The 20,790-nt window shown below is 56.5% G+C and carries 13 protein-coding genes; 1 reads left to right on the top strand and 12 read right to left on the bottom strand.

The genetic code is table 11. The annotated features are described in order from the left end of the window. Window positions 1-4: 4 nt before the first annotated feature. The 6 genes from FW796_RS27315 to FW796_RS27290 form a co-directional block, all read right to left on the bottom strand. On the bottom strand, window positions 5-1,888 hold the full coding sequence (locus tag FW796_RS27315; protein ID WP_446440388.1) for a glycosyltransferase: 1,884 nt from the start codon (window positions 1,886-1,888) through the stop codon (window positions 5-7). Beyond that, on the bottom strand, window positions 1,885-2,817 hold the full coding sequence (locus FW796_RS27310; RefSeq protein WP_446440387.1) for a methyltransferase domain-containing protein: 933 nt from the start codon (window positions 2,815-2,817) through the stop codon (window positions 1,885-1,887). The genes FW796_RS27315 and FW796_RS27310 overlap by 4 nt, the downstream gene beginning before the upstream one ends. Window positions 2,818-2,833: 16 nt before the next feature. After that, window positions 2,834-4,762: an asparagine synthase (glutamine-hydrolyzing) gene (asnB, locus tag FW796_RS27305; protein ID WP_346635637.1), complete on the bottom strand. Its 1,929-nt coding sequence runs from the start codon at window positions 4,760-4,762 to the stop codon at window positions 2,834-2,836. 1 nt (window position 4,763) lies between these two features. After that, window positions 4,764-5,759: an NAD-dependent epimerase gene (locus tag FW796_RS27300; RefSeq protein WP_346635636.1), complete on the bottom strand. Its 996-nt coding sequence runs from the start codon at window positions 5,757-5,759 to the stop codon at window positions 4,764-4,766. Then, a complete protein-coding gene (locus FW796_RS27295; RefSeq protein ID WP_346635635.1) occupies window positions 5,756-6,925 on the bottom strand; it encodes a nucleotide sugar dehydrogenase in 1,170 nt (389 codons plus the stop codon). The genes FW796_RS27300 and FW796_RS27295 overlap by 4 nt, the downstream gene beginning before the upstream one ends. A gap of 141 nt (window positions 6,926-7,066) precedes the next feature. Next, window positions 7,067-7,978, bottom strand: coding sequence for a glycosyltransferase family 2 protein (locus tag FW796_RS27290; protein ID WP_346635634.1), 912 nt, complete (start codon window positions 7,976-7,978; stop codon window positions 7,067-7,069). Window positions 7,979-9,052: 1,074 nt separating this feature from the next. Between FW796_RS27290 and FW796_RS27285 the strand changes: the two genes are divergently transcribed. Beyond that, on the top strand, window positions 9,053-10,135 hold the full coding sequence (locus tag FW796_RS27285) for a dienelactone hydrolase family protein (protein ID WP_404937755.1): 1,083 nt from the start codon (window positions 9,053-9,055) through the stop codon (window positions 10,133-10,135). Window positions 10,136-10,174: 39 nt separating this feature from the next. Here the strand turns inward: FW796_RS27285 and nirK are convergent, their stop codons facing one another. The 6 genes from nirK to FW796_RS27255 form a co-directional block, all read right to left on the bottom strand. Further along, complete coding sequence (nirK, locus tag FW796_RS27280) at window positions 10,175-11,263, bottom strand: copper-containing nitrite reductase (protein ID WP_346635632.1); 1,089 nt, start codon at window positions 11,261-11,263, stop codon at window positions 10,175-10,177. Between the two features lie 113 nt (window positions 11,264-11,376). After that, entirely contained in the window at window positions 11,377-12,195 is an 819-nt protein-coding gene (locus FW796_RS27275; RefSeq protein WP_446440386.1) for a YfaP family protein, read from the bottom strand. 3 nt (window positions 12,196-12,198) lie between these two features. Next, window positions 12,199-13,842, bottom strand: a complete 1,644-nt coding sequence (locus FW796_RS27270) for a DUF2300 domain-containing protein (RefSeq protein ID WP_446440385.1) — start codon at window positions 13,840-13,842, stop codon at window positions 12,199-12,201. 1 nt (window position 13,843) lies between these two features. Continuing rightward, complete coding sequence (locus FW796_RS27265; RefSeq protein ID WP_446440384.1) at window positions 13,844-18,421, bottom strand: alpha-2-macroglobulin family protein; 4,578 nt, start codon at window positions 18,419-18,421, stop codon at window positions 13,844-13,846. Continuing rightward, the gene (locus FW796_RS27260; RefSeq protein ID WP_446440383.1) at window positions 18,418-19,077 is read right to left on the bottom strand and encodes a DUF1175 domain-containing protein; all 660 of its coding nucleotides are present in this window, start codon (window positions 19,075-19,077) and stop codon (window positions 18,418-18,420) included. Before FW796_RS27260 ends, FW796_RS27265 begins: the two co-directional genes overlap by 4 nt. Continuing rightward, window positions 19,062-20,774, bottom strand: coding sequence for a DUF2138 domain-containing protein (locus FW796_RS27255; RefSeq protein WP_346635626.1), 1,713 nt, complete (start codon window positions 20,772-20,774; stop codon window positions 19,062-19,064). The genes FW796_RS27260 and FW796_RS27255 overlap by 16 nt, the downstream gene beginning before the upstream one ends. Window positions 20,775-20,790: the final 16 nt, after the last annotated feature.

Below are 20,790 nucleotides of genomic sequence, written 5' to 3'. Positions count from 1 at the left end.
GTAATCACCTTTTTTCTGCAGGTGACCCTGTCACCGAGTTCAATACCAGCTCGCTTGGTAGAAAGCCATAGAGCTTGATAGTTTCTTCAATCATCCGCGCGACACCAAACTTTCGCTCAACAAAGATCGGTCCTTGTTTTTTTGAGTCGGCTCGCATAATCGGGCTTGTTAGATACTTTGCGACCAATGCTGCAATATCCTCTGCTGTTGCGTTAGTAGCTAATAATCCAGTCACACCATGTTCAAATGATTCACGAGCGCCACCTGCATCAGTTGAAACAATCGGAAGTCCCAACCACTGAGCCTCAAGAACTACATTAGGGGTTCCTTCGAACTCCGATGCCAAGACAAAAAAGTTCATGGCGGACAGCGGGGTCGAGACCTCCGGACGAGCTCCCGGAAGGTGTACACGGCCACGTAATCCATTGCTATTGATGTATGACTCCATTTCTTGACGCATCGGACCTTCTCCGATAACTAAGAAATGCACATCGGGATAACGTCCTGCTAGTAACGCTGCCGCTTGCAACCAGAGCATCGGTCGCTTTTCCGCCCAAAACCGAAAAATAGAACCCACTACTAGAGCACTTTCAGGAATACCAAGAGATTGTCGATACTCCTGAACTGCTTCTGCTTCCGATTTCTTTAAGTAACCAAGATCCACGCCGTTACGAACAACTACAAATCGATCTTTAGGAAGCTCAAGCCATTTCGTATAGTCGACTGCACCGGCCTCACTATTATTTAGAAACGTTACACACTCCAGTGAGGCCAGAGCCCGATATGCTGGATGCATGTAATCTTGATAGTAACTAAAATTTACTGGCGTTATATTTCGACTGGCCAAAATAATACGCGGTACACCAGCAATGACTGCGGCAATACCTGCCTTGATACTGCTCGAGTCTTGCCAAGCATGGACAACTTCTGGTCGTCTAGAGCGAAACTCTTCGACGAGATTCAGTATTTCTTCGATCAATGCAGGTGCAATATCTGCTAGTAGCTCGGCCACCTCTGGGGTTACTGAGGAGAGGCCATCGTCACTTAATGATATGGCATGTCGTACCTGACTCACTTCAATTTTCGCTATTTGTAACTCATGCAAGAAGAAATCAAGGTTTGGTGCATATTCAATATATTCGGCGAGCAACGCAATCGATTCACATTGCCCTGAAGCCTTTAGACCAATTAGCGTATTTACAATCTGACGCTCGGCTCCTCCAGCAGCCAGCCCGGCATTAACGAGAATTACCCGCCGTGGAATGGCGGTGTAATCCATACGAGAAACGGACTCAACAGCGCGTTGTAGCAACTCCTGATAAAGCACATCTGAAGTAAGGCCACTATTATTCGATTGCTCATTACCCGACTTTGTCAACAGTAAGTCTTCACGCTTGAACGTTCTTCGCCAAACCGTTCGAAGCCCGGGAATTTTTTTCGCGACGGCTACAATCTTTCTCAATATATTATTTTCTGAGCTCTTATTAATACTCAGAATAAGTTTTTCTCCAGCGCGCCATATAAAAAATCGGCAAATAGATAGCCTATGATACACACCACTATTTTTGCATATAATGCTTACTCTGTGACTCTTAACAATTTGCATTGCCATCTGCCGAGTCAGCATAAGCTGAGAACCGATAAAAATAACTGGCGCCCGCACAGTAGGTAACTGCCAACTGTTATTTTCAAAAAAACCCAACTTTTCGCTAGTAACGCCTGCTGTTATTTCCGGCAAAGGTGTGCGTAGGACCACCCCTTTACACAGTGGATGATCGCACAACGCAAGTACATCTTTACTCTCGATAGTAAATGGTATCGCAAATATTGCACCGTTCGGCTCAAGCTCCTTAATATACTCAAGAGCCTCTACTACTTTCTTATTCATGCAGGCTTACTCGCCAAGACAAAAATGCCGGCTGTTTGAAAGTCACTCTCGGAAATAAGCCGAAAACGACTTGCTAACTGCTCACGGGCAATACCAAAATTTCCGGGTTGTTTTATTTCTGCACGCAGGCTAAATCCTGTCTGCTTAACCAGACCAAGGTGAGCCGAGCACGGTTGCCGGTTAATGAACCAAGGCCGACCGCCACGCATCAAACGCCACGTAAGATCGGAATACTTCCAATGGCCATTCCATTCAGGTGCAGTATCGTGACAACGGAGGTCTATCTGGTGCGACATGAACCCACTGTGTTTCAAGCAACGAAAGCATTCGGAATAAGTATCTTGGAGTTGATCAACATGCTCCATTACAGCTTGCGAGATGATCATATCCACACTGTTATCCCGAAGTTCATTTGTTCGCCCCATTGGTGCCAGGTAGCGAATAGGTCCTTCGGTTAGCTCGCTTTCCAGGGCCAGGCGAAGTCTGCTCAAACGCTCGGGAGCAAGTGTTTGTGCAAGTTTGAATTCGTTGAGTATTTTATTTGGGAAACTATAGTCGTCCAGAGTCGGTAACACTTCTGCAAACTCACCACCCGATGGAATCGGCGATCGACTTTTAAGCAGCTTCACTAGCTCATCAAAAACTCGAATATTTTCCTCTCTTTTTGCATGACGAACTGCATCAAGGGCGTAATATTGTTCCGCTCCCGTGAGCATACCCATAAGACCAATCCCGAGGGAGTCGCCTGGGCCAAGCTCAACAATGGTCTTAGGGCTCGTTGCTAGACCATGCTGATCTGCAATTACCATGTGGCGCAGATAGACTGAGTAGCAATACTCGGCTGAAACAGTCCCTCCTGTACCGACAGGCGGAGCAATAATTGATGATTTAATTCCGCGCAGAATGTGGCGCCAGACAGAAGTTGTCATATTGATATATTTGCGTTCACATTAATGTTGGTGTAGTGGGCGGCGATAACGGAACTATGGCAGGGTCAATCCACATCTGAAACCAAAGTTCTAACATTAGTAGTGCCCATAGACGAGTGTGATGCAGACGCTTGCCAGTACAGTGCTCATTTAGCATAGTTTCGACATACGCTGTTGAGATCAGACCTCTCTGGCGGGCTCGCGTACTCAGTAATGTGTCATAAGCGAACTCCTTCAGTTCGCCTTTAAGCCACTCATCAATCGGTACGCCAAAACCCATTTTGGGACGATAGAGTATCTCGTTAGGTAGAAAGGGTTCCAATGCTGACTTAAGAATGGATTTAGTCACCCCCCCTTTCATCTTTTGTGCAGGAGGGATACGCGCAGCCCACTCCATGAGTTTATGATCTAACAACGGTGACCTAGCCTCTAGACCATGCGCCATGCTGGCAACATCGACCTTTACCAGAAGGTCGTCCGGTAGATAAGTGTGAATATCAGCCCAAGCTGCGCCGCCGACATAAGACTTGGATTGCTGAAAATACGGCTCGAGCAAATCGAGCGTCGACCCCCCGAGAAATGGTCGAAGCTGATCGTCATAACTGGCGATCTTGTCATGCTCGTAAAAATACGCCATGGATGGAGCATAACGGCGAGAGTCTTTTTCACTGACGTAAGATAACCATCGACGCGCCACCCGTAAGGCCCGATAACGATCTACATGTGGCGGAATAGATTGAACTATACGTGAGGCCAATTGCCGCAATGACCGTGGCAAACTGCCAATCCACTCGGTCTGCAAACATTGTGAATAGCGACTGTATCCCAGAAAACTTTCGTCTCCCCCATCACCATTTAGCGCAACAGTGACATGTTGCCGTGCAATCTGTGCAACATAATAAGTCGGGATAGCTGATGGGTCAGCAAATGGCTCGTTATAATGCCATGCAAGTAGCGGTAGAATTGCTGTAGCGTTGGGACGGATAACCAACTCATGATGATCCGTATCGTAACGCTCTGCGACCATACGCGCATATGCACGCTCATCGTAGTTAGCTTCATCAAAACCAATGCAAAACGTTTTGACCCGCCCACTGGAGTGTCGCGCCATCATGGCTACTATGGCTGATGAATCGACGCCTCCCGAAAGAAATGCGCCGAGCGGAACATCGGAAATCATTCGTATTCGTACAGTTTCGTCAAGCAAACTGATAAGCTCTTCCTTCAACTCTATCAGCGGACGACTGCGTGTTTGTGACGGCTCGGGGAGGGCCCAATATTTTTGGATATCAGCCTTTCCATCGCGGCTAATGATCATATAACAGGCTTGCGGGAGTTTCTTCACACCTTTAAAAGCTGACCACGGCGCCGGGATGTATTGCAATGTCAAATAGTGATGAATAGCCTCATAATTGGGCTCTCGTTTGAATCCAGGCCAAGCAAGAATGGCTTTAATTTCTGATCCAAATAAAAACACATCATTGTGCCAGGCATAATATAAAGGCTTCTTCCCAACTCGATCTCGAGCAATGATCAAACTTTCACTGCGCTGGTCCCACAATGCAATGGCAAACATTCCTCGCAATCGTTGGAATATTTTTTCACCCCAGCAATGATACCCATTCAATACAACTTCAGTATCAGTGTTACTTTTAAATCTGTAACCCAATTCTTCGAGCTCAGAGCGCAACTCTAAAAAATTGTAAACCTCTCCATTGAAGGCTATTTGAATACAACCATCTTCACTGGACATGGGTTGATGTCCTGCAGCGCTTAGGTCGATGATTGACAGTCGCGCATGCCCCAACGCAACACCTGAACCTACCCAAGTACCTTGATCATCCGGCCCACGATGCTCTATGGCCCGTACCATCTTGCCAATCGTGACCGCAACATTCGTCGACGTCGATGCTCTAGTAGAAAATATGCCCGCTATTCCACACATATTAACCGACTCGCTTATTCAAAATGGTAGGTTCGTACCTGGAGCGATACCAAGCCACAAACTTTTCGATACCCTCTTGCAATGGCGTACTTGGTGTAAAACCCACCCACTCTTTAAGTTTCGTCGTGTCAGCATGAGTGGAGTGAACATCACCCGGCTGCATAGGAATAAAGTTTTTTATTGCTTCACGCCCCAGCGCCTTTTCCAGGGTTTCAATAAATTGCAAAAGTTCTATTGGCTCATGATTACCAATATTGAATATACAATGCGGGGGTTTATCCCCTCGTGCAACAGGCTTATCTAAAATACGAATAACACCTTCAACAATATCGTCAATATACGTAAAGTCACGCTGCAGTCGACCGTGATTGAACACATCAATCGGGCGCCCCTCGAGAATAGCTTTAGTAAAGCTAAAATAAGCCATGTCCGGCCTTCCCCAAGGGCCATAAACCGTGAAAAAACGAAGGCCTGTTGCAGGGAAGTCATAGAGATGACTATAGGCGTGCGCCATCAACTCGTTGGCTTTTTTAGTTGCTGCATAAAGACTGACCGGCTGATCGACATTATCATTTTCAGAGAACGGTGCCTTAGTAAGGCTGCCATAAACACTGGAACTCGAAGCGTAAACTAGGTGTTTAATCTTTGAACTACGACAGCCCTCAAGGATATTCACAAATCCAATCAGGTTACTGTCCGCATACGCATGGGGGTTCGTCAGCGAATATCGAACACCTGCTTGAGCAGCAAGGTGTACAACGCGCTCAAAGCGTTCTTCCTCAAACAAATCTGCCACTGCAACTCGATCAGCAATATCAATGCGAGCAAAACGAAAGCGTGCATGAGACCTGAGCTGAGCCAGCCGAGCCTCCTTCAAAGACACGTCGTAATAATTGTTGAGGTTATCGACGCCCAAGACATCTTCACCGCGAGCGAGCAGTCGCTGACACACACTCATCCCTATAAATCCCGCCGCACCGGTCACCAGAACCGTCATAAATCATCCCCAAACAGATCCCGACTGAAAACTTTAGCATCAACGTCGACCAAAGCTTCAGTGCGACGATTGGCGATAATGATGTCCGATTCCCGCTTAAAAGCAGCTAAATCCGTCACCACGCGTGAGTTATAGAACTCATCCCCCTTAAAGGTTGGCTCGTACACAATCACCTGAATACCTTTGGCCTTGATGCGCTTCATGATGCCTTGAATACTGGATGCTCGAAAATTATCTGATCCTGCCTTCATGATGAGTCGATAGATTCCCACTACCTTGGGTGCTTGACGAACGATACTGTCCGCAATGAAGTCCTTTCTCGTCGTATTCGACTCAACAATGGCATGGATTAGATTCTGTGGCACATCACGATAATTAGCGAGAAGCTGCTTAGTATCCTTAGGCAGGCAGTATCCTCCGTATCCAAAACTGGGATTGTTGTAGTGCGTTCCAATGCGTGGATCTAGACAGACACCATCAATTACTTGACGCGAATCGAGCCCATGTGTGGCTCCATAGGTATCCAGTTCATTAAAAAAAGCGACACGCATTGCCAAATACGTATTAGCGAAAAGCTTGATGGCCTCTGCTTCGGTAGAGTCAGTAAACAGAATGGAAACGTCTTGCTTTAATGCCCCCTGCTTCAGCAGATTGGCGAAGACATCTGCCCGCGCTGAGCGCTCACCAATAACGATACGCGAGGGATAGAGACTATCGTGAAGAGCTCTCCCCTCCCTAAGGAACTCAGGAGAAAAAATAAGATTTTCTGTACCGATCTCCGCCTTAATCCTTGATGTATAACCTACTGGCACCGTGGATTTTATTACCATCACAGCATCAGGCTGAATTGCTATAACCTCACGCACCACCGCTTCAATTGACTCGGTATTGAAGTGATTGGTTTCCGGATCATAATCGGTAGGTGTTGCAATAATGACAAAATCAGCTCCTAAATAAGCCTCATTCTTGTCAAGAGTAGCGCAAAAATTGAGAGACCTATTTTTTAGATAGTCTTCAATTTCGCTATCTTCAATTGGGGATTCCTTACGGCGAAGCATCGCCACTTTTTCCGGAACGATGTCGAGCGCAACGACTTCGTTATGCTGTGCCAGAAGAATGGCATTGGCAAGACCAACATAGCCAGTACCTACAACGGCAATTTTCATAAAAAAGTCCCAATAATATGTATTTTGATCACCAACTTCCTAATGGACGAATCATTGAAATCGACCCCCCATTCAACGTAAAGCTGACCGACTACATAACACATCGAAAACAGTATAATCGACCACTAAAAACCCAGATACTCAGATCTTTTTCAGGACAACTGCAACAACCAGCCCAAGATTCCCAAGCAAGGTCTGCCTATATATACCAGCACGCAATATGTTTATCGCCCGAAAAAGCAACGTCTGATTTCGAGCACCTTTAAAACGCTCTAACGTAATTTTATGCTCTGGACTCAGCCTGTGGTGCATCGACTCAAGCGCAATAATTGTACGCTGATTCCATTCAGCAAATCGCCCACGGAAGACCATGCGCATACGACTCCATCGGGCGGCCCAACCTGTGTTAGTTCCGACCAAATTACCTCCATGCTGGCGATACAGAACCTTTGGGCAAGGATCATAGTAAACAACTCCACCTGCGCCGGAAATTAATTGATAGGCCCACCAATCATGCGAAGGGACATCTACATCACCGCCCGCCTCCTTGAGTAGCGCCCTTGCAGCCTGGTTAAAAACCATGGTGTTTCCACCGCCAATATTTTGTACCAAGGCATTAGCGAAGTGTGGTGCACGGGAGAAGAGGGGGGAGTTTCCAGCATACGAGCCAGATTCACAGATCAACTCAGTCCGGCCACAATAAAGCGCTGGTATATGTTCAGGTATTGTATTCAACCAAGCTATTGCGACCTCAAGCTTATCGACACACCATATGTCATCTTGATCAGACCAGGCATAGAAATTTGCATTAATTTCAGAATTACACGCCAGCGACAAGAAGTTCGCAACGAACCCTCGCCCCGGACCATGCACCCATTTAACGCGCCCCCCTCCCCAACTATTCTGTGCTTCGCTCACTATAGCCAGAGTATCATCTTGCGAACCATCATCAGAAACAAATAAAGTCCATTGCCCATACTGTTGTCGCGCAATAGAATTCAGTTGCTCACCTAAGAAACAAGCGCCATTATAGGTAGCCATCAAAATAGCCACGTGCTGAAGCTTCTTGACTACCTCCGTATCGGATGTAGGAGCTACCAGCTTCTCTACACATCCATCCAATTCAAAAACCTCAAGTAAAATTCAAAGACGCCATTCTTGAAACTGCAAAAACCAATACAACCTTAGACAGTACTTCTCAAAAAAGCACGAAAGCCATATACAAAAACATCAAATAAAAGTCTTAACCCTGCAGGCTGCAACCCAATTTTCAACATCTATCAAAATCGAGTGCCCTCGCAACCATATCACCCCCTCTTACGATCGCACAACAAAACATCTTCCCCCTCCCGAAACGCAGCCCCCATGGCCCCAAACATATGAAGAACAGCAACACAGCAAGGTTAAACCCCATTCGTAGCTGATCAGACTCAGTGAACCCGCTCTTGCTCGGTAAATCCCAGTCAGCCCAGCCAACGATATCGAAAGAGAAGCTCGCACCCCTGCAAACCACGAGGCACATCACAAGCCAACTACCACGAAAAACTTCGAATCAGATAGAACTCCGCCAGTTTGATAAGACCCAATGTACGATTCCCCTCTGAGCTGAAATAAAACGCCCTACTCGCAAAAGATAGTTAACCATTATTAATACACACTACTTAACGACCAATTCAATCCATCAACAAATCAACCTATAAAAATGCGACATCCAGAAACCAAGCCAAATGCCGTACCTATTATTCTCCCGGCCAACCGAAGGCCAAGCGAATAAAGAAATCTAGCATCCATCCATAAAACGCACCACAAGACAGATCCGTACTCAAACAAGGATAGGTCCTCCTCCCAAGGGGATAACGTCTTAACATGGCAACCGAATTACAACCGGAAAATAAAAATCATGCATTAAAAGCGCCATGTCACTTGCAAAGAGCTTGTAAAAACCGACGCCACAATTCGAATAGAAACGATCAGACCAATCCATCTCCACAAGACTAGCGTTCGGCAGAACGATCTTCCTCACAGCAAGTGCAACGGCAGCCAGATCAAATGCCCCGCCATGCTAAGCTGCGGCGCCGTTTCGGGCAGCAGCCCGGGACTTTCTTCACTGAAAAAGGACGTTCAGTCATGTCGTTGCCGGCTGCAGTACGCCTGTCCCTGTTATCCCTCTCTTTGTTCAGCGCTCTGAGCCTCAGCAGTTCCTGGGTCCATGCCGATGCGCAACAGGACGTCGCCAAAGGGCGCTGGCAAGGCCTGGCCGGTATGGCCAACCTGTACCTGGACGAGGCCACGCCAGCAGATTTCATCGAGGCTGGGGACAACGAAAAGAGCCAGCATGACAACTACGCTGGTGCTCTCGCCTACTACCTGACCGCCGCCCGTCTCGACCCGAAGAATGCCTACGCCTCTTACCAGGCCGCCGGTAGCCTGGCCGCCATGGACAAGAACAAGCGCGCCGCCGAGTTCCTCGATCAGGCCCGCGAGCGTGGCTTCTGGCAGTTGGTGATCCTCAAGGAGGACAACGAACTGCAATCCCTGCAGCAGACCCCGGCCTACAAGAAGCTGCTGCAAGCCGCGGAAAAGAACTACCCGGCCAAGGCCAAGGATGCCGGCCTTGCGGCCTTCAGTATTCCCCAGGGCAAGGCCCCGGCCGACGGCTGGCCGGTGGTGGTCTGGCTATCGGGATTCGGCACCGAGGGCAGCGACGGCGTCGATATGCGCACCGACCTTGTGGGCGAGCAGGCCGTGCTGGTGGGCATCAACGGCACCCTCAAGCGCGACGAGCATCAGTTCATGTGGCAGCAGCATTCGGTGGACACCACCCAGGAGGCGGTCAACGCCGCCCTGAAGAAGCTGGAAAAACAGACTCGCATCGATCGCTCGCGCATTGCCCTGATGGGCTTCTCCCAGGGTGCCGAGCACGCCTCGCACCTGATCGCCGAGTACCCGCAGCAATACAGCGGTGCGTTGCTGCTGTCCCCCGGCGGCTACCGGATTCCGTTCGGCGAAACCAAGGCCCGGGACAAGCGCATCGTCATCGTTCATGGCGCCAAGGAACACGAGAGCAACCAGAAGCTCACCACCACCACGCAACAGGCCCTGGAGCCCGGCAACCAGGTCCAGAGCCATGAACATGCCGAAGGCCATACCTTCCAGGACGACTGGCGCCAGGTGTATCCGGGCTACCTGAAGTTCGCCCTGAACCTCTGATGCCAGGCAATGGCGCCGGGGCCTGAGCCCCGGCCGCTATCACTTGGCCGGAGTAATGGGCCCGGGGGCCTTTACCTGGGTCATCAGGTCGTCATCCCACTGGCCCTCGACCTTGACCTGAGCCAGGGCCCCCAGCTCCATAGCCTCGATCAGGTTGTGATTGAGGTACACGTAGGTGCCCGGCTGCTTGAAGGTGTAGAGCGCCGCCAGCGCCGAACCGCCAGGAATGAACCAGGTCTCCAGGTTGCGTTGCGCAGCGTTGGCGAACTTGCCGGTGGTCCAGACCCAATCGCCATGACCGCCGATCAGGTGCGGACGGCTGTCGCGGTTGGCCTGGGAATGGATGAACAGCACGCTTTCGCCAACCTTGGCAGTCAGCGCGTTGGCCCCGGTCAGAGCGCCAACCCGACCGTTGAACACCACATGGCTCGGCGTCAGCGTACGCATCACTTCACGGGTGTCCTGATAGCTGGAGGCCAGGTCCGGGTAGCTCTTGTAATGCCCGTCCTTGTCCTTGGGGATATACAGGTCGAACTCGCCGATGGTGTAGGCACGGTCATAGCGCAGGGGGTTGCCGGCGGGGTCTTTCAAACCCTCTCGAGGCAGCACCATCAGGGTCCCGCTCATGCCCGAGACCACGTGCCAGGGCACCATGCCCGGCGGCGCACAGTGGTAGACAAAGGTGCCGCTGCGGTCAGCCTTGAAGCGCAGCACCACTTCCTGCCCCGGCAGTACCTGGGTCAGGGCCGCGCCGCCCAAGGCGCCGGTGGCTGCATGGAAGTCGATGTTGTGGGGCATGCTGTTGCTGGCCGGATTGCTCAAGGTCAACTCGACGTAGTCGCCCTCATGCACCACCAGAGTCGGGCCAGGCATGGAGCCGTTGAAGGTCATGGCCTGCAAGGTGGTGCCCTGGTCATCCACCTGCATCTTTTTCTCTTCCACATTCATGCGGAACTGCACGACCTTCGGCGGCCCGTTGACGGCCTGCTCATGGGCATGCACCTGGGGCGGAGCCACCAAGTCAACCTTGACCCGCTGCAACCCGTCGGCACCGGCGGCCAACACCAGGCCGGAGGCACAGCTTCCGGCCACTACACAGCACTTCAACCACGATTGAAACCTACCCATGCTCTGCATTTCCCTGCCAATGAATGGTGATTCATTGCAAGGCAAACGCCGGGCAATCGTATTGTCTCAGCGCAATGAACGAATGCCCGGGCAAGCGGATAGATTGAGCTCGATCATGGATAGCTGAAACTACGTACCAGGGTCAGCTCCCCGGGGGCCCGCATCGGCACGATGAAGGACTCGCTCTTCTCATCCGGCGTGCCTTCCTCGGTGATCACCGTGACCTGGGCCGTGGTCAGCGGCTGCACGGCGTTTTCCTGGCCGCCGTCTTCATCGTCATCACTGCGATAACCGCCGCCGTAGTAGTTCACATAAACCAGGTACTGGCCCTTGAGCGGCGCCGGCATGGAGAAGATCTCCGGACCGTAGCCGGTGGTCACGTCCACATCCAGGGCGGCGCCGTTGGGAGCCACGCGGTCGCCGTACCAGATGTGCGCGCCGTCGGGGGTCACCAGATGCAGATCAAGGTCGGTGTTGTCGCTGTCCCAGGACAGCAGCACCCGCAACTTGGGCGGAGTCACGCCACCACCAGTATTGAGGAACTGCACGCGCTTGCGCTGCTGGCCGTCCGGGCTGCGCACTTCGACGCTGTTGCTGCCATTGGGGAAGGAATACGGCCGATCGAAACCGCCTTGTTCATCGAGCTTGAGCGGCATGCTGACGCCATTGACGATCAGCTTGCCGGGCTCTTTGTTCGCCTTGGGCGCGCCTTTGATCTGCCCGCTGATACGCGCGGTATTGGCCTGGCCCTGGGGCGTGTTCACCGAGGAGGCCGGGTAGTTGACCTCCTGAATGTATTGCTCGCCATCGACGGCGCGGGTACGCCAGCCGCCTTTGGGGGTGTCGAGCTGGATGCCGCTGTCGGCCAGGGCCATGGGCAGGCTGAACATTCCACAAAGGAACAGGAGGACCGGGGGAGCAGGAAGTTTCATGGCCTATTCCAATAAAAGATGACGGGCGAGCCCTTCGATGTAGGTTTCATCCTGGCCGTTGGGATGAGCTTCAAAGGCCAGGTGCAGGTATTCGTGAGTCAGGTCGAGGCGGTCTTGCAGCGAGAGCACGCCACGGACGTAGATGCGTTGCCGTTCGCGGTCAACGTAGGGCCGGCCGAAACTCAGACGGCACACGGCGAACTGACTGATTTCGTTGTAGCCGATCTCTTGCTCCAGCGGCTGGCGCCAGCGTCGACGCTGGTTCAACAGCCACTCCTGAGCTGCCGGCAAGGGCTCGCAGGACGCTACCGGGTTGTCCCAGCGGCTGAGGCTGGCCCTGGGGTAGGCATGCAGCAGAATGGCGTCATAGCGCTGGCCGGAGCGCGCCTGCTCCACGGCCTGCTGCCAAGACAGTTTGTCCGGCGCAATCAGGTCCGAGTGGTAGGTGACTTGCGTGCCGGCCAGCACCAGATCGCTGGTCCAGGCGGCAATGGCCCGGGCCTCGGCTGTCGCCGGGCGCGGCGCGACCCGCTGGCGATTGCTGCTGTCATCGATACTCAGGCATTCGCCGCTGCGCCCGGCGTTCTGCAACAGGTAGGTGCGGATTGCCACGGCCAGGGCCTTGGCGGCTTCCACCGGCTCACTGCTGGCTTCGCGCTGCAGCACACGGGCCACATATTCTTCACGGTCCAGGCGCGCTACCAGTCGCTGGGCCGCCGGGTCTTGCTGCAGGAACAATTCGCCGGCGCTGTGGATGTCCAGCCGGTTGCCGTTGGCAAATTCCACCCGGTAATCCCCTTGCAGAGCGCCCGGCCTGGCTAGCTGACCCTTCTGGCTGACGCTTTTCAGCGGGTAGCGGGAAAACAGACTGACTTCGACACAGCGGCCTTTATCCACAGGCAGATTGTCCGGCAGCACCTGATTCAGGGCCTGGGCATAGTCCTTCAACACCCGCTGGCTGGTTCCGCGCCCGCCCACCCACAGCGGCGTGCCATCCACCAGCCAACCGGCAAAGCCGCCCTGGCGCGACTGCGGGTCCTGATCCGCGAGCCAGCTCCAGGTCTTGACCCGCAGGCGCCCACCGACATCCCCCACCACAGTACCGTCACCGGCATTGAGCACCACATCCAGCAGCACGCGTCGCGCCGTATCCTGGGCCGGCAGCAGCGCCAGCACCTGCAACAGCTGCGCCACCGGCACCCGGGTCTGGGGTTGCAACTGGTCCAGGTCCTGCAGCCAGCTCGGAGCATTGCGCTCTTGCCAATAGGCGCGCCAGTCAGCGCTGGACAGTTGCAAGCGCTGAGGTTCGAAGTACAGACCACAGGAGCGAATCAGGGCCTGATCCCGGGCAATGCTGCCGCCTGCCGTGCAGCAATAGACCTCGTCCCTGGATTTGCCCTGGCAGGCATAGGCCGGTTCTTGCGCACCGGTATCCACCAGCCAGGCGTAGACAAAGAGTTTCCAGACACTGCCCAGGGGCGCTTGCAGATCCTGCGGCAACGGCTCGCGAGCCAGCACCTGAGTCTTGCTCAAGCTCACCAGCTCGCTGTCCGGGGCGGTTTTCCAGGCCAGACGCAGAGGCTCATCCTGGGCTGTCACCAACCCAGGGAGTAGACACAGGCACAACCAGGCCCAACACCGCGTCATGTTATTTGACCGTGACCTGACCCAGTGCCGGCGTACGTTCCTGAGCCTGATGCTCTGGCGCATACACCTGGTAGAAACGTGCCGCAGGCAAGTTGAACTGGCCCTTCTGGGAGAAGCGGATCAAATGCCGCAGACGCACTTCGCTGCTGTCGTTCAACGCATCCAGCGGCACCGCGTAACTCATCTGCCCGGGTTCGAAACGAGCTTTTTCCAGAGACGCCGCTTCAGTGCCCGCAGGACCGGCCAGCTTGATACCCCAGGTGGTGCGCTCGACATCGGCGCCCGGCGGCAACGGTACTTCCAGCATGCCGTACAGCAGCGGCCGGTTGCCCTCGTTGGCGATGATCACTTCGTCCAGGTACAGGCCGTCACTGGCGATCGGCTTGTTGCCCACCGGCTCCAGCTTGAAGGTGAAGGCCTCGTCGCCCGGAACCAGGCGCAACAGGCGACGGGTAATGTTCACCGGCGACGGCGCGCCCATGTCCAGCTTGCTCAGGTAGCTGACCGAGGCCCGCAGCGGACGCTCCGGCACCTTGTCCAGGGTCAGCACGGCAGGCACCTGCGGCCCTTGCCACTGCCAGTAGTTTTCGCCGCTGGCGCCCTGCTGCTGTTGCCAGCCCTGCCCCGGATTCAGGGCCACGGCCGGTGCCGCCTGGGCCACGCTGCGTTGCAGCCAGGTCAGGGCCAGGGCACGGTCCAGGGTCGGTTGCGATGGCAGCAGACGTTGCAGCAATGCGCGCGCCGTCGCTTGATCGAAAGGCTTCAAGGACAGATTGATTGCCTGAGCGAAAGGCTGCGAACTGATGTCGACCTGCTGCTGTGCAGCCTCCAGCTGCGCCACGAAAGCGGGTGGCGGCGTGACCTTGGCGTCCCGCGCCAGGGCGGCTGTCAGCACCCGGGCGCTGGCCAGGCCGAGGGCCGAATCCGGGTCCACCATCACCAGGCTGTCGCTGCTGTCGTCATCCATGCTGGCGGCCGGGCCGGTGCCCACCTTGGCCAGGTCGTCCATCAGCCCCCGGACCAAGGTGTTGATCGGCAGGTTCATCTCACGGGCGAAGGACAGGATCAGCGCCCGTTGCAGCAAAGGCGTGTTGCCGGCCTGTTTGGCGTAGACCTCCAGCACCCGCTGCCAGTGCTCCGGTGGCAGGTTCAGGTCCATGACCTTGCTGGCATGCCAATCGGCGTAGTAGGCGTAGGCGGTGAGGAAGGCGTCTGCATCGGCCTCTTCGCCCCACCAGGTGAATGCCGCTTCCGGCCCGGCCATGTGCACTAGGCGCAGGCGGCTGTTCTGCATGATCAGGCGCAACCGATCACGGATCTGCGGGTTGCTGGCCAGCGCCGGGTAGGCAACGCTCAACGGCAGCAACTGGCTGGCAGTCTGCTCGACGCCGCCATAGGGGTACTCCAGCAAGCTATCCAGGGCCGAACGGAACAGCGCTTGCGGGCTGTCGTCCAGGTGCAGGCGGATCTCTGCGGCATCGGCCGGCAGACCCAACGGCGTGCTGGTGCTGACCACGTCCAGGCTCTGGGTTTGCACCGTCTGCCAGCCGGCCGCACTGCTCACCAGGCGCACGGCCAGGGCATCCACGGTCTTGCCGCCCTGCACCAGCTCGGCACTCCACTCGCCGTTGCCCGGGGCAATGGCCGGCAGCGCCACATAGTTGATGCCGCTGTTGAGGGTCAGCGGCAAGCGCAGGGACTCACCGGCGTAATGGATAACCAGCTCGGCCTTGGCCGGTTGCTCGGACTGGCTGAAGGCAAACACCCCAAGATCCGGCTTGTCGCCACTGCGGAAGCGGGTCGGGCCACTCCACTTCAGGTACAGGGCCTTGTCGGAACGGACGAACTGTTTCTTCTGCCCCACTTGGCCGTCATCGGCGATGGCCCGAGCGGTAATGCGCCAGCGGGTCAGGGAATCCGGCATGCGGAAGGTGAAACGCGCCTTGCCGCTGCCATCGGTCACCAGCTCCGGCTGCCAGGCGGCGGTGTCGACGTCTTCACGACGTGGTCGCTCCAGCACCTTGACCCCACGCTCGCTGCGATTGGCCTTGCCCGGGGCCGTCGGGCTACCCGGCAGCGCCACGTCGTAGCTGATGAACGACAGGCTGGCGCTGGTACGCACGTTATTGCGCCGTGGGTGGTAGAAGAACTGATCGATGCTCGGCGCCACTTCCGGCTGCAGCGCATAGACCATCTCGTCCACCACGCTGACGGTCAGGTGCGCCGGTACCGGCTTGCCAGCGAACTGCGTGGACAGGTCCACGGTGACCATGTCGCCCGGCTGGTACTTTTCCTTGTCGGTGTGGATGGCCACATCGATCTGCGGCGTCAGCACCTTGATCCCGGCATTCTGGAAGCTGTACTCGCCGCCCTTGGTGTAGAGCACCGAGAAGGTCAGGTTCGGCGCGAAGTTGTCCTTGACCGGCACCCGGGCGCGGTATTGGGTCGGGCTGAGTTTTTCCACTTTCAACCAGTCGCCGCCCTTGGACAGCAGCGCGGTGGCCTCAACCTTGTCGCGCTCCAGGGACAGCAGCGCGTCGTTGACCGGCTCAGGGAAGGTAATCAGTGCCAGAGCTTCGTCACCGGTCTTGTATTCGGGCTTGTCGAGGACGATTTCCACCGTACCCGGCACGGCCTTCACGCCTTCACCGGTGACCGCATGGCTGGTGCCGCCCAACACTCGGTCGTGCTCGTCCTTCAGCGTCAGGTTGTAAGTGCCGGGACGCTCGAAGGCCAGGGCGAAGCCGTTGTCGGCGGCGGCCAGCTTGCCATTGCCGGTGGACTGGTCCTCCAGACGCACCCAGCTGTAGCCGCTGGGCTTGAGGTTCTTGCTTTGCTCGCTGGTGTTCTGGTTGGCGTAGCTGAACTGCACCTTGTCGCCGGCCGCACTGAAACGCTGCGGGGCGCTGAGACTGAAGCTCGCGGCGCCACGCTCGATGAGGATTTCCTTGGTGGTCTTGACCCGGTACGCCGCACCGTCGCTGGCGAACACGGTGAGCATGTAGCGGCTCGGCTTGCTGGCCGCCGGCAGATCGAGGGTGGCACTGCCCTTGGAGTCAGTGGTCAGCTCGGCACTGGTCAGTTCCACCGGGAACTGCCCCATGTATTGCAGCTCGTTGTCCACCATGGACAGCTGCTGGGCCCGCAGGCTCAGTTGCAGGCGCGCATTGGCCACCGGCTTGCCGTCCGGATACAGCAGCACCAGGTTGCCCTTCACCGGCTCGCCAGTCTTGAAGTCCGGCTTGGCCAGGCTCAGGGCAATCTCGAAGTGCGGCTTGATGTATTCAGCCACGCGGAAGGCGCTGCTGTAGACCTGGTCCTTGTAGCCAAAACGCAGCTCATAACCACCGGCCACGGCGTTTTCCGGCAGTTGGAAGCGCCCCTGGGTACCGGACTTGGAATCCAGGTTCAGGGTCAGGTTCTGCAGCGCGGTGCCTGCGGCATCCAGCACGCTGACATTCACCGTGCCGGCTCCTGGCTGCACCGAATCCCGGGCATTCTTGAACTCGCGGCCGACGATTTTCAGCGACACCCAGTCCCCCGGGCGATACAGCGGCCGGTCGGTGAACGCATAGAGTTTGGTGTCGTAGATCTCACTGTCGTAATAGAAGTTCTCGGAGACGAATACCCCGCCCTCCTGGTCCTCGCCAATCACGTAAGAACGCTCGGGACTGACGTGTTTCAGGCGCACCAGGCCCTGCTCGTCGGTGGCGCCGCTGTTCATCACACCGAGGCCATCGGTCCACAGCACGTTGACCTTGGGCACAGAGTTGCCTTCGTGTTTGCCCGCAGCCCAGACCAGCAGCTCGTCGCCGGCAATCTTGCTCACCGCCACAGTGTTGGAGACGAAGACCATGGTGGTGGCGCGGTACTTGCCCACCAGGGCTTCCACCAGGTACAGGCCCGGTTTGAGCTGCCCCAACGGGATATAGACGTTGCCCGGAGCAACGTTGATGAACTGGCTGGAGGAACCGGACAGATCAACCCCTGCCGGCGGCTGGATCGGCTTGGCCTGCCACAGCGGATAGCGGAACTGGGTCACCAGCGGCAGCCCCGGGATCAGGGCGAACTGCGGCTGGGCCTCGTACGGCGTCGGCGCCAGCATCGAGTTGCCCATCCTCAGTTCCGGCACCTCTTCGATGACCTGCTTGCGCGACTCGTAGGAGAACGCGCGCTGCATGACTCGACGGGATTTGCGATACCAGTTGTCCCACAGGTAGGCCAGGGTGTTGGACAGCCCCTCGCCCTTGAACTGACCGTCACTGACGACCCGGTGCAGGTTTTTCTGGCGCTTGAGAAAGTCCAGCGGCTGGTCGATCCGGTACACCCGGATGTCCGCGCCGCCGTAGGGCTCCATGCGGAAGCGCCGGTAGTCACGCCCTGGGGCTTCGAGGCGCACCATGGCCTGTTCATCGCTGGCGAAGCTGCTGTCGGCCAGAAGGAAGAAACTCTCGCCGGAGACCGCCGCGTAATCGCTGGACGGCACCGAATCTTCGGCGTTGACCAGGGCCACGGGGGCCAGCAGGGTCAAGGCCAGGGTCAGGCGAAACAGAAAACGGGACATACGCGATTCGCTCATTGGGTGAGGAAGTTCAGTCGATAGATGCCGATGAAGTTGGGGTTGGCGGGGTCGGGTATCCATCGGGTGTCCTTCCATGTCATCAGTTGCTGCACGCTAGCCGAGCGCATGCCGTTGTCGGTGGGAGTGGTGGTGCCGGTGTGATAGGCGATGTTGCGGCCCATCCAGATCATCAGATGCTGGTCGTCGCCCTGATCGAAGAACAGCAGGTCGCCGGGACGCGCCTGACCCAGGTCACGGCTGACCAGGTGACTGTTGAACTGGATCAGCTTGATGGCGTTGACGTATGGCCCAGTCTGACCACCGCCCTGCTGCCACTGCTGGGCCAGACCGCGCTGGCCTTCGCTCAGTTGCAGCTCCGGTGGCAGATAGCGATTGGACATGCCGTTGGCCCGCAGCCATTTGTTGTCGTGGGCCTTGAGCGCTTCGTTGGCGGCAAAGCGCACCAGTCCGGCGCAATCCTGCTGGTACCAGCGCGGACTCGGCCCCTGACTCAGTTGCTCCTGGGCGATGCGCACGAACCAGGCGCGAAACACCTGGGACTGCTGCACGTCCAGCGGCGGAGCCTGGGTCGCGCCCACGGCATTGCTCAGCAACAGGGCCAACAGGCCGAGGCTGCCCAGGCTTTTGCGCCATGCACTCACAGCGCGCGCCATTGCAGGGGCAGCCATTGCCAGTGACCGTTGGGCTCGCTGCCTTCGGGCAGGGTCAGGGCGTATTTGCCATAACCGCCCAGGGTGCGAAGCTTGGGCACCAGGTAGGTTTGCGCGGCGTTGTTGAACACTGGTTCCATGTCCTGGGGCAGGCTGTCGAAGGTTTCCTGCTGGATCAGCTGTGCCAGGGATTGCGGGCCCAGGTAGACCGGCATCAGCGCGTCCGCAGGCACCACGTCGGCCAAGGGCGGGAAGCGCTTGTCCAGGGTGCCGAGGGCCTTGTTCACCAGTTTGTCATCCAGCGAGAACACCAGGGTCGAGCCATGGCGGGCCAGGCTGACCTGCATGAAGGCGCGGCCGGTGATGGTTTGCGGGGCCTTGGCGTCCTTGGCCGGGTACTGGCCGAAGTTGGAGCTGACCTGGCGCTGCCACAGGTGCATGTCACCGCTCTGTTGCTCCTCCACCGGGAAGATCCGCTCGGCCACCTTGCTCTCCCGGGAACCGACCATGGAGCCGAACAGCTTGCCCAGGTCGGCATCGAGTTTGGCGCTGTCCTGATCCTTGAGTCTGGCCACCAGCAGCGGCGTATACAGCCGCGAATCGGCGTACCAGCACAGGCCTGCGGTGCCGGCCATGTGCTCGGTCAGGGCCTGGGCCACCGACTCTTCGGCGCCCAGCTTGACCAGTAGCGGCTTCTGCTGCTCCGCCGCCAAAGGCAGCGCCACACAGGCGCTGGCGCCCATGGGCATGGCCTGCCAGATCGGTTTGAAGTCGAAGTCCGGCTGGTTGTCCTGCTCCTCCATGGCCAGGTAACTGTGCCAGCCCTTGGCGTCCATATCGAAGCGCAAGCCGGCGAAGTTGGGGATGAAACGCTGATACCCCATGGCCAGGACACTGGCGTTGACCGCCAGCCGCTGCTGCACTTCAGGCTTGCGCGCCTCCAGACCAAAAGCCTCGGGGAACAGCTTGTCACCGTTGAGCAGAGCCTCCAGGGCCGCGGTGGAGACCGCGCCGTGTTCATCATTGGCACCGGTGCCGAGGTCATACAGCTTGGCCGCGTTGGACAGCACCACCAGCTTGTCGCCATGGGAAGCGAACGCCAGAGATTTGCCGGCGTTGTAATTCAACTGATAGAGGGCCACCGCATCGCCGCCGACCTTGAGGTCCGCCAGCTTGCTCAGTTGGGTGTCATCCAGGGCGACCTTGGCCAAAGGCTCCAGCAGCTTGGCCAGGCCGCCACGGTCCATCACCAGCAAAAAGTCCTTGAGGCGCCCGTCGGCGCCACGCCACAGCGCCACATCCGCCGGCTGATCGAAGAGTTGCTCGATCAGGTTGTCCTGCAATTTCAGGTCATGCTCGTAGATGATCCGGCGCAGGCTGCCGATCAGGCCCAGGCGATCGACGTGGGCCTGGTAATAGAAGACGAAGTCCTCGGTCAGTGTTTCCTTGAGGAAAGGCACCGCCAGCAGGTCCTTGGGCAATTGGGTCAGGGAGTGGGTCTCCAGCAGCCCGTCGGGGCGGCTCAGGCCCAGCTTGTCGCCGGCCAGCTCAGCCACCGGAGTCTTGGGCTTGCAGCCCACCCCCGTGATGGCGGCCGCCACCAGGCACAGGCCCACGACCAGGGCCGGCCAGCGCCGCTTGCTGCCGGGTTGTTCAGTACCGGGGACGCCGGCCGCCGGGGATGCTGTGTTTTCGCTCATGATTCACAAAGCCCAA

Source organism: Pseudomonas sp. 910_21 (genome assembly GCF_052850735.1).
The sequence above is the reverse complement of the archived record's forward strand: the minus strand, read 5'-3'. Positions and strand labels throughout refer to the sequence as shown.

Bases quoted from the DNA above. Each gene is read 5' to 3' on its own strand.
- FW796_RS27310 (WP_446440387.1), bottom strand. From the start codon at position 2,817: ATGACAACTTCTGTCTGGCGCCACATTCTGCGCGGAATTAAATCATCA.
- asnB (WP_346635637.1), bottom strand. From the start codon at position 4,762: ATGTGTGGAATAGCGGGCATATTTTCTACTAGAGCATCGACGTCGACG.
- FW796_RS27295 (WP_346635635.1), bottom strand. From the start codon at position 6,925: ATGAAAATTGCCGTTGTAGGTACTGGCTATGTTGGTCTTGCCAATGCC.
- FW796_RS27260 (WP_446440383.1), bottom strand. From the start codon at position 19,077: ATGGCGCGCGCTGTGAGTGCATGGCGCAAAAGCCTGGGCAGCCTCGGC.
- FW796_RS27255 (WP_346635626.1), bottom strand. From the start codon at position 20,774: ATGAGCGAAAACACAGCATCCCCGGCGGCCGGCGTCCCCGGTACTGAA.
- FW796_RS27275 (WP_446440386.1), bottom strand. From the start codon at position 12,195: ATGAAACTTCCTGCTCCCCCGGTCCTCCTGTTCCTTTGTGGAATGTTC.
- FW796_RS27300 (WP_346635636.1), bottom strand. From the start codon at position 5,759: ATGACGGTTCTGGTGACCGGTGCGGCGGGATTTATAGGGATGAGTGTG.
- FW796_RS27315 (WP_446440388.1), bottom strand. From the start codon at position 1,888: ATGAATAAGAAAGTAGTAGAGGCTCTTGAGTATATTAAGGAGCTTGAG.
- FW796_RS27265 (WP_446440384.1), bottom strand. From the start codon at position 18,421: ATGAGCGAATCGCGTATGTCCCGTTTTCTGTTTCGCCTGACCCTGGCC.
- FW796_RS27285 (WP_404937755.1), top strand. From the start codon at position 9,053: ATGTCGTTGCCGGCTGCAGTACGCCTGTCCCTGTTATCCCTCTCTTTG.
- nirK (WP_346635632.1), bottom strand. From the start codon at position 11,263: ATGGGTAGGTTTCAATCGTGGTTGAAGTGCTGTGTAGTGGCCGGAAGC.
- FW796_RS27270 (WP_446440385.1), bottom strand. From the start codon at position 13,842: ATGACGCGGTGTTGGGCCTGGTTGTGCCTGTGTCTACTCCCTGGGTTG.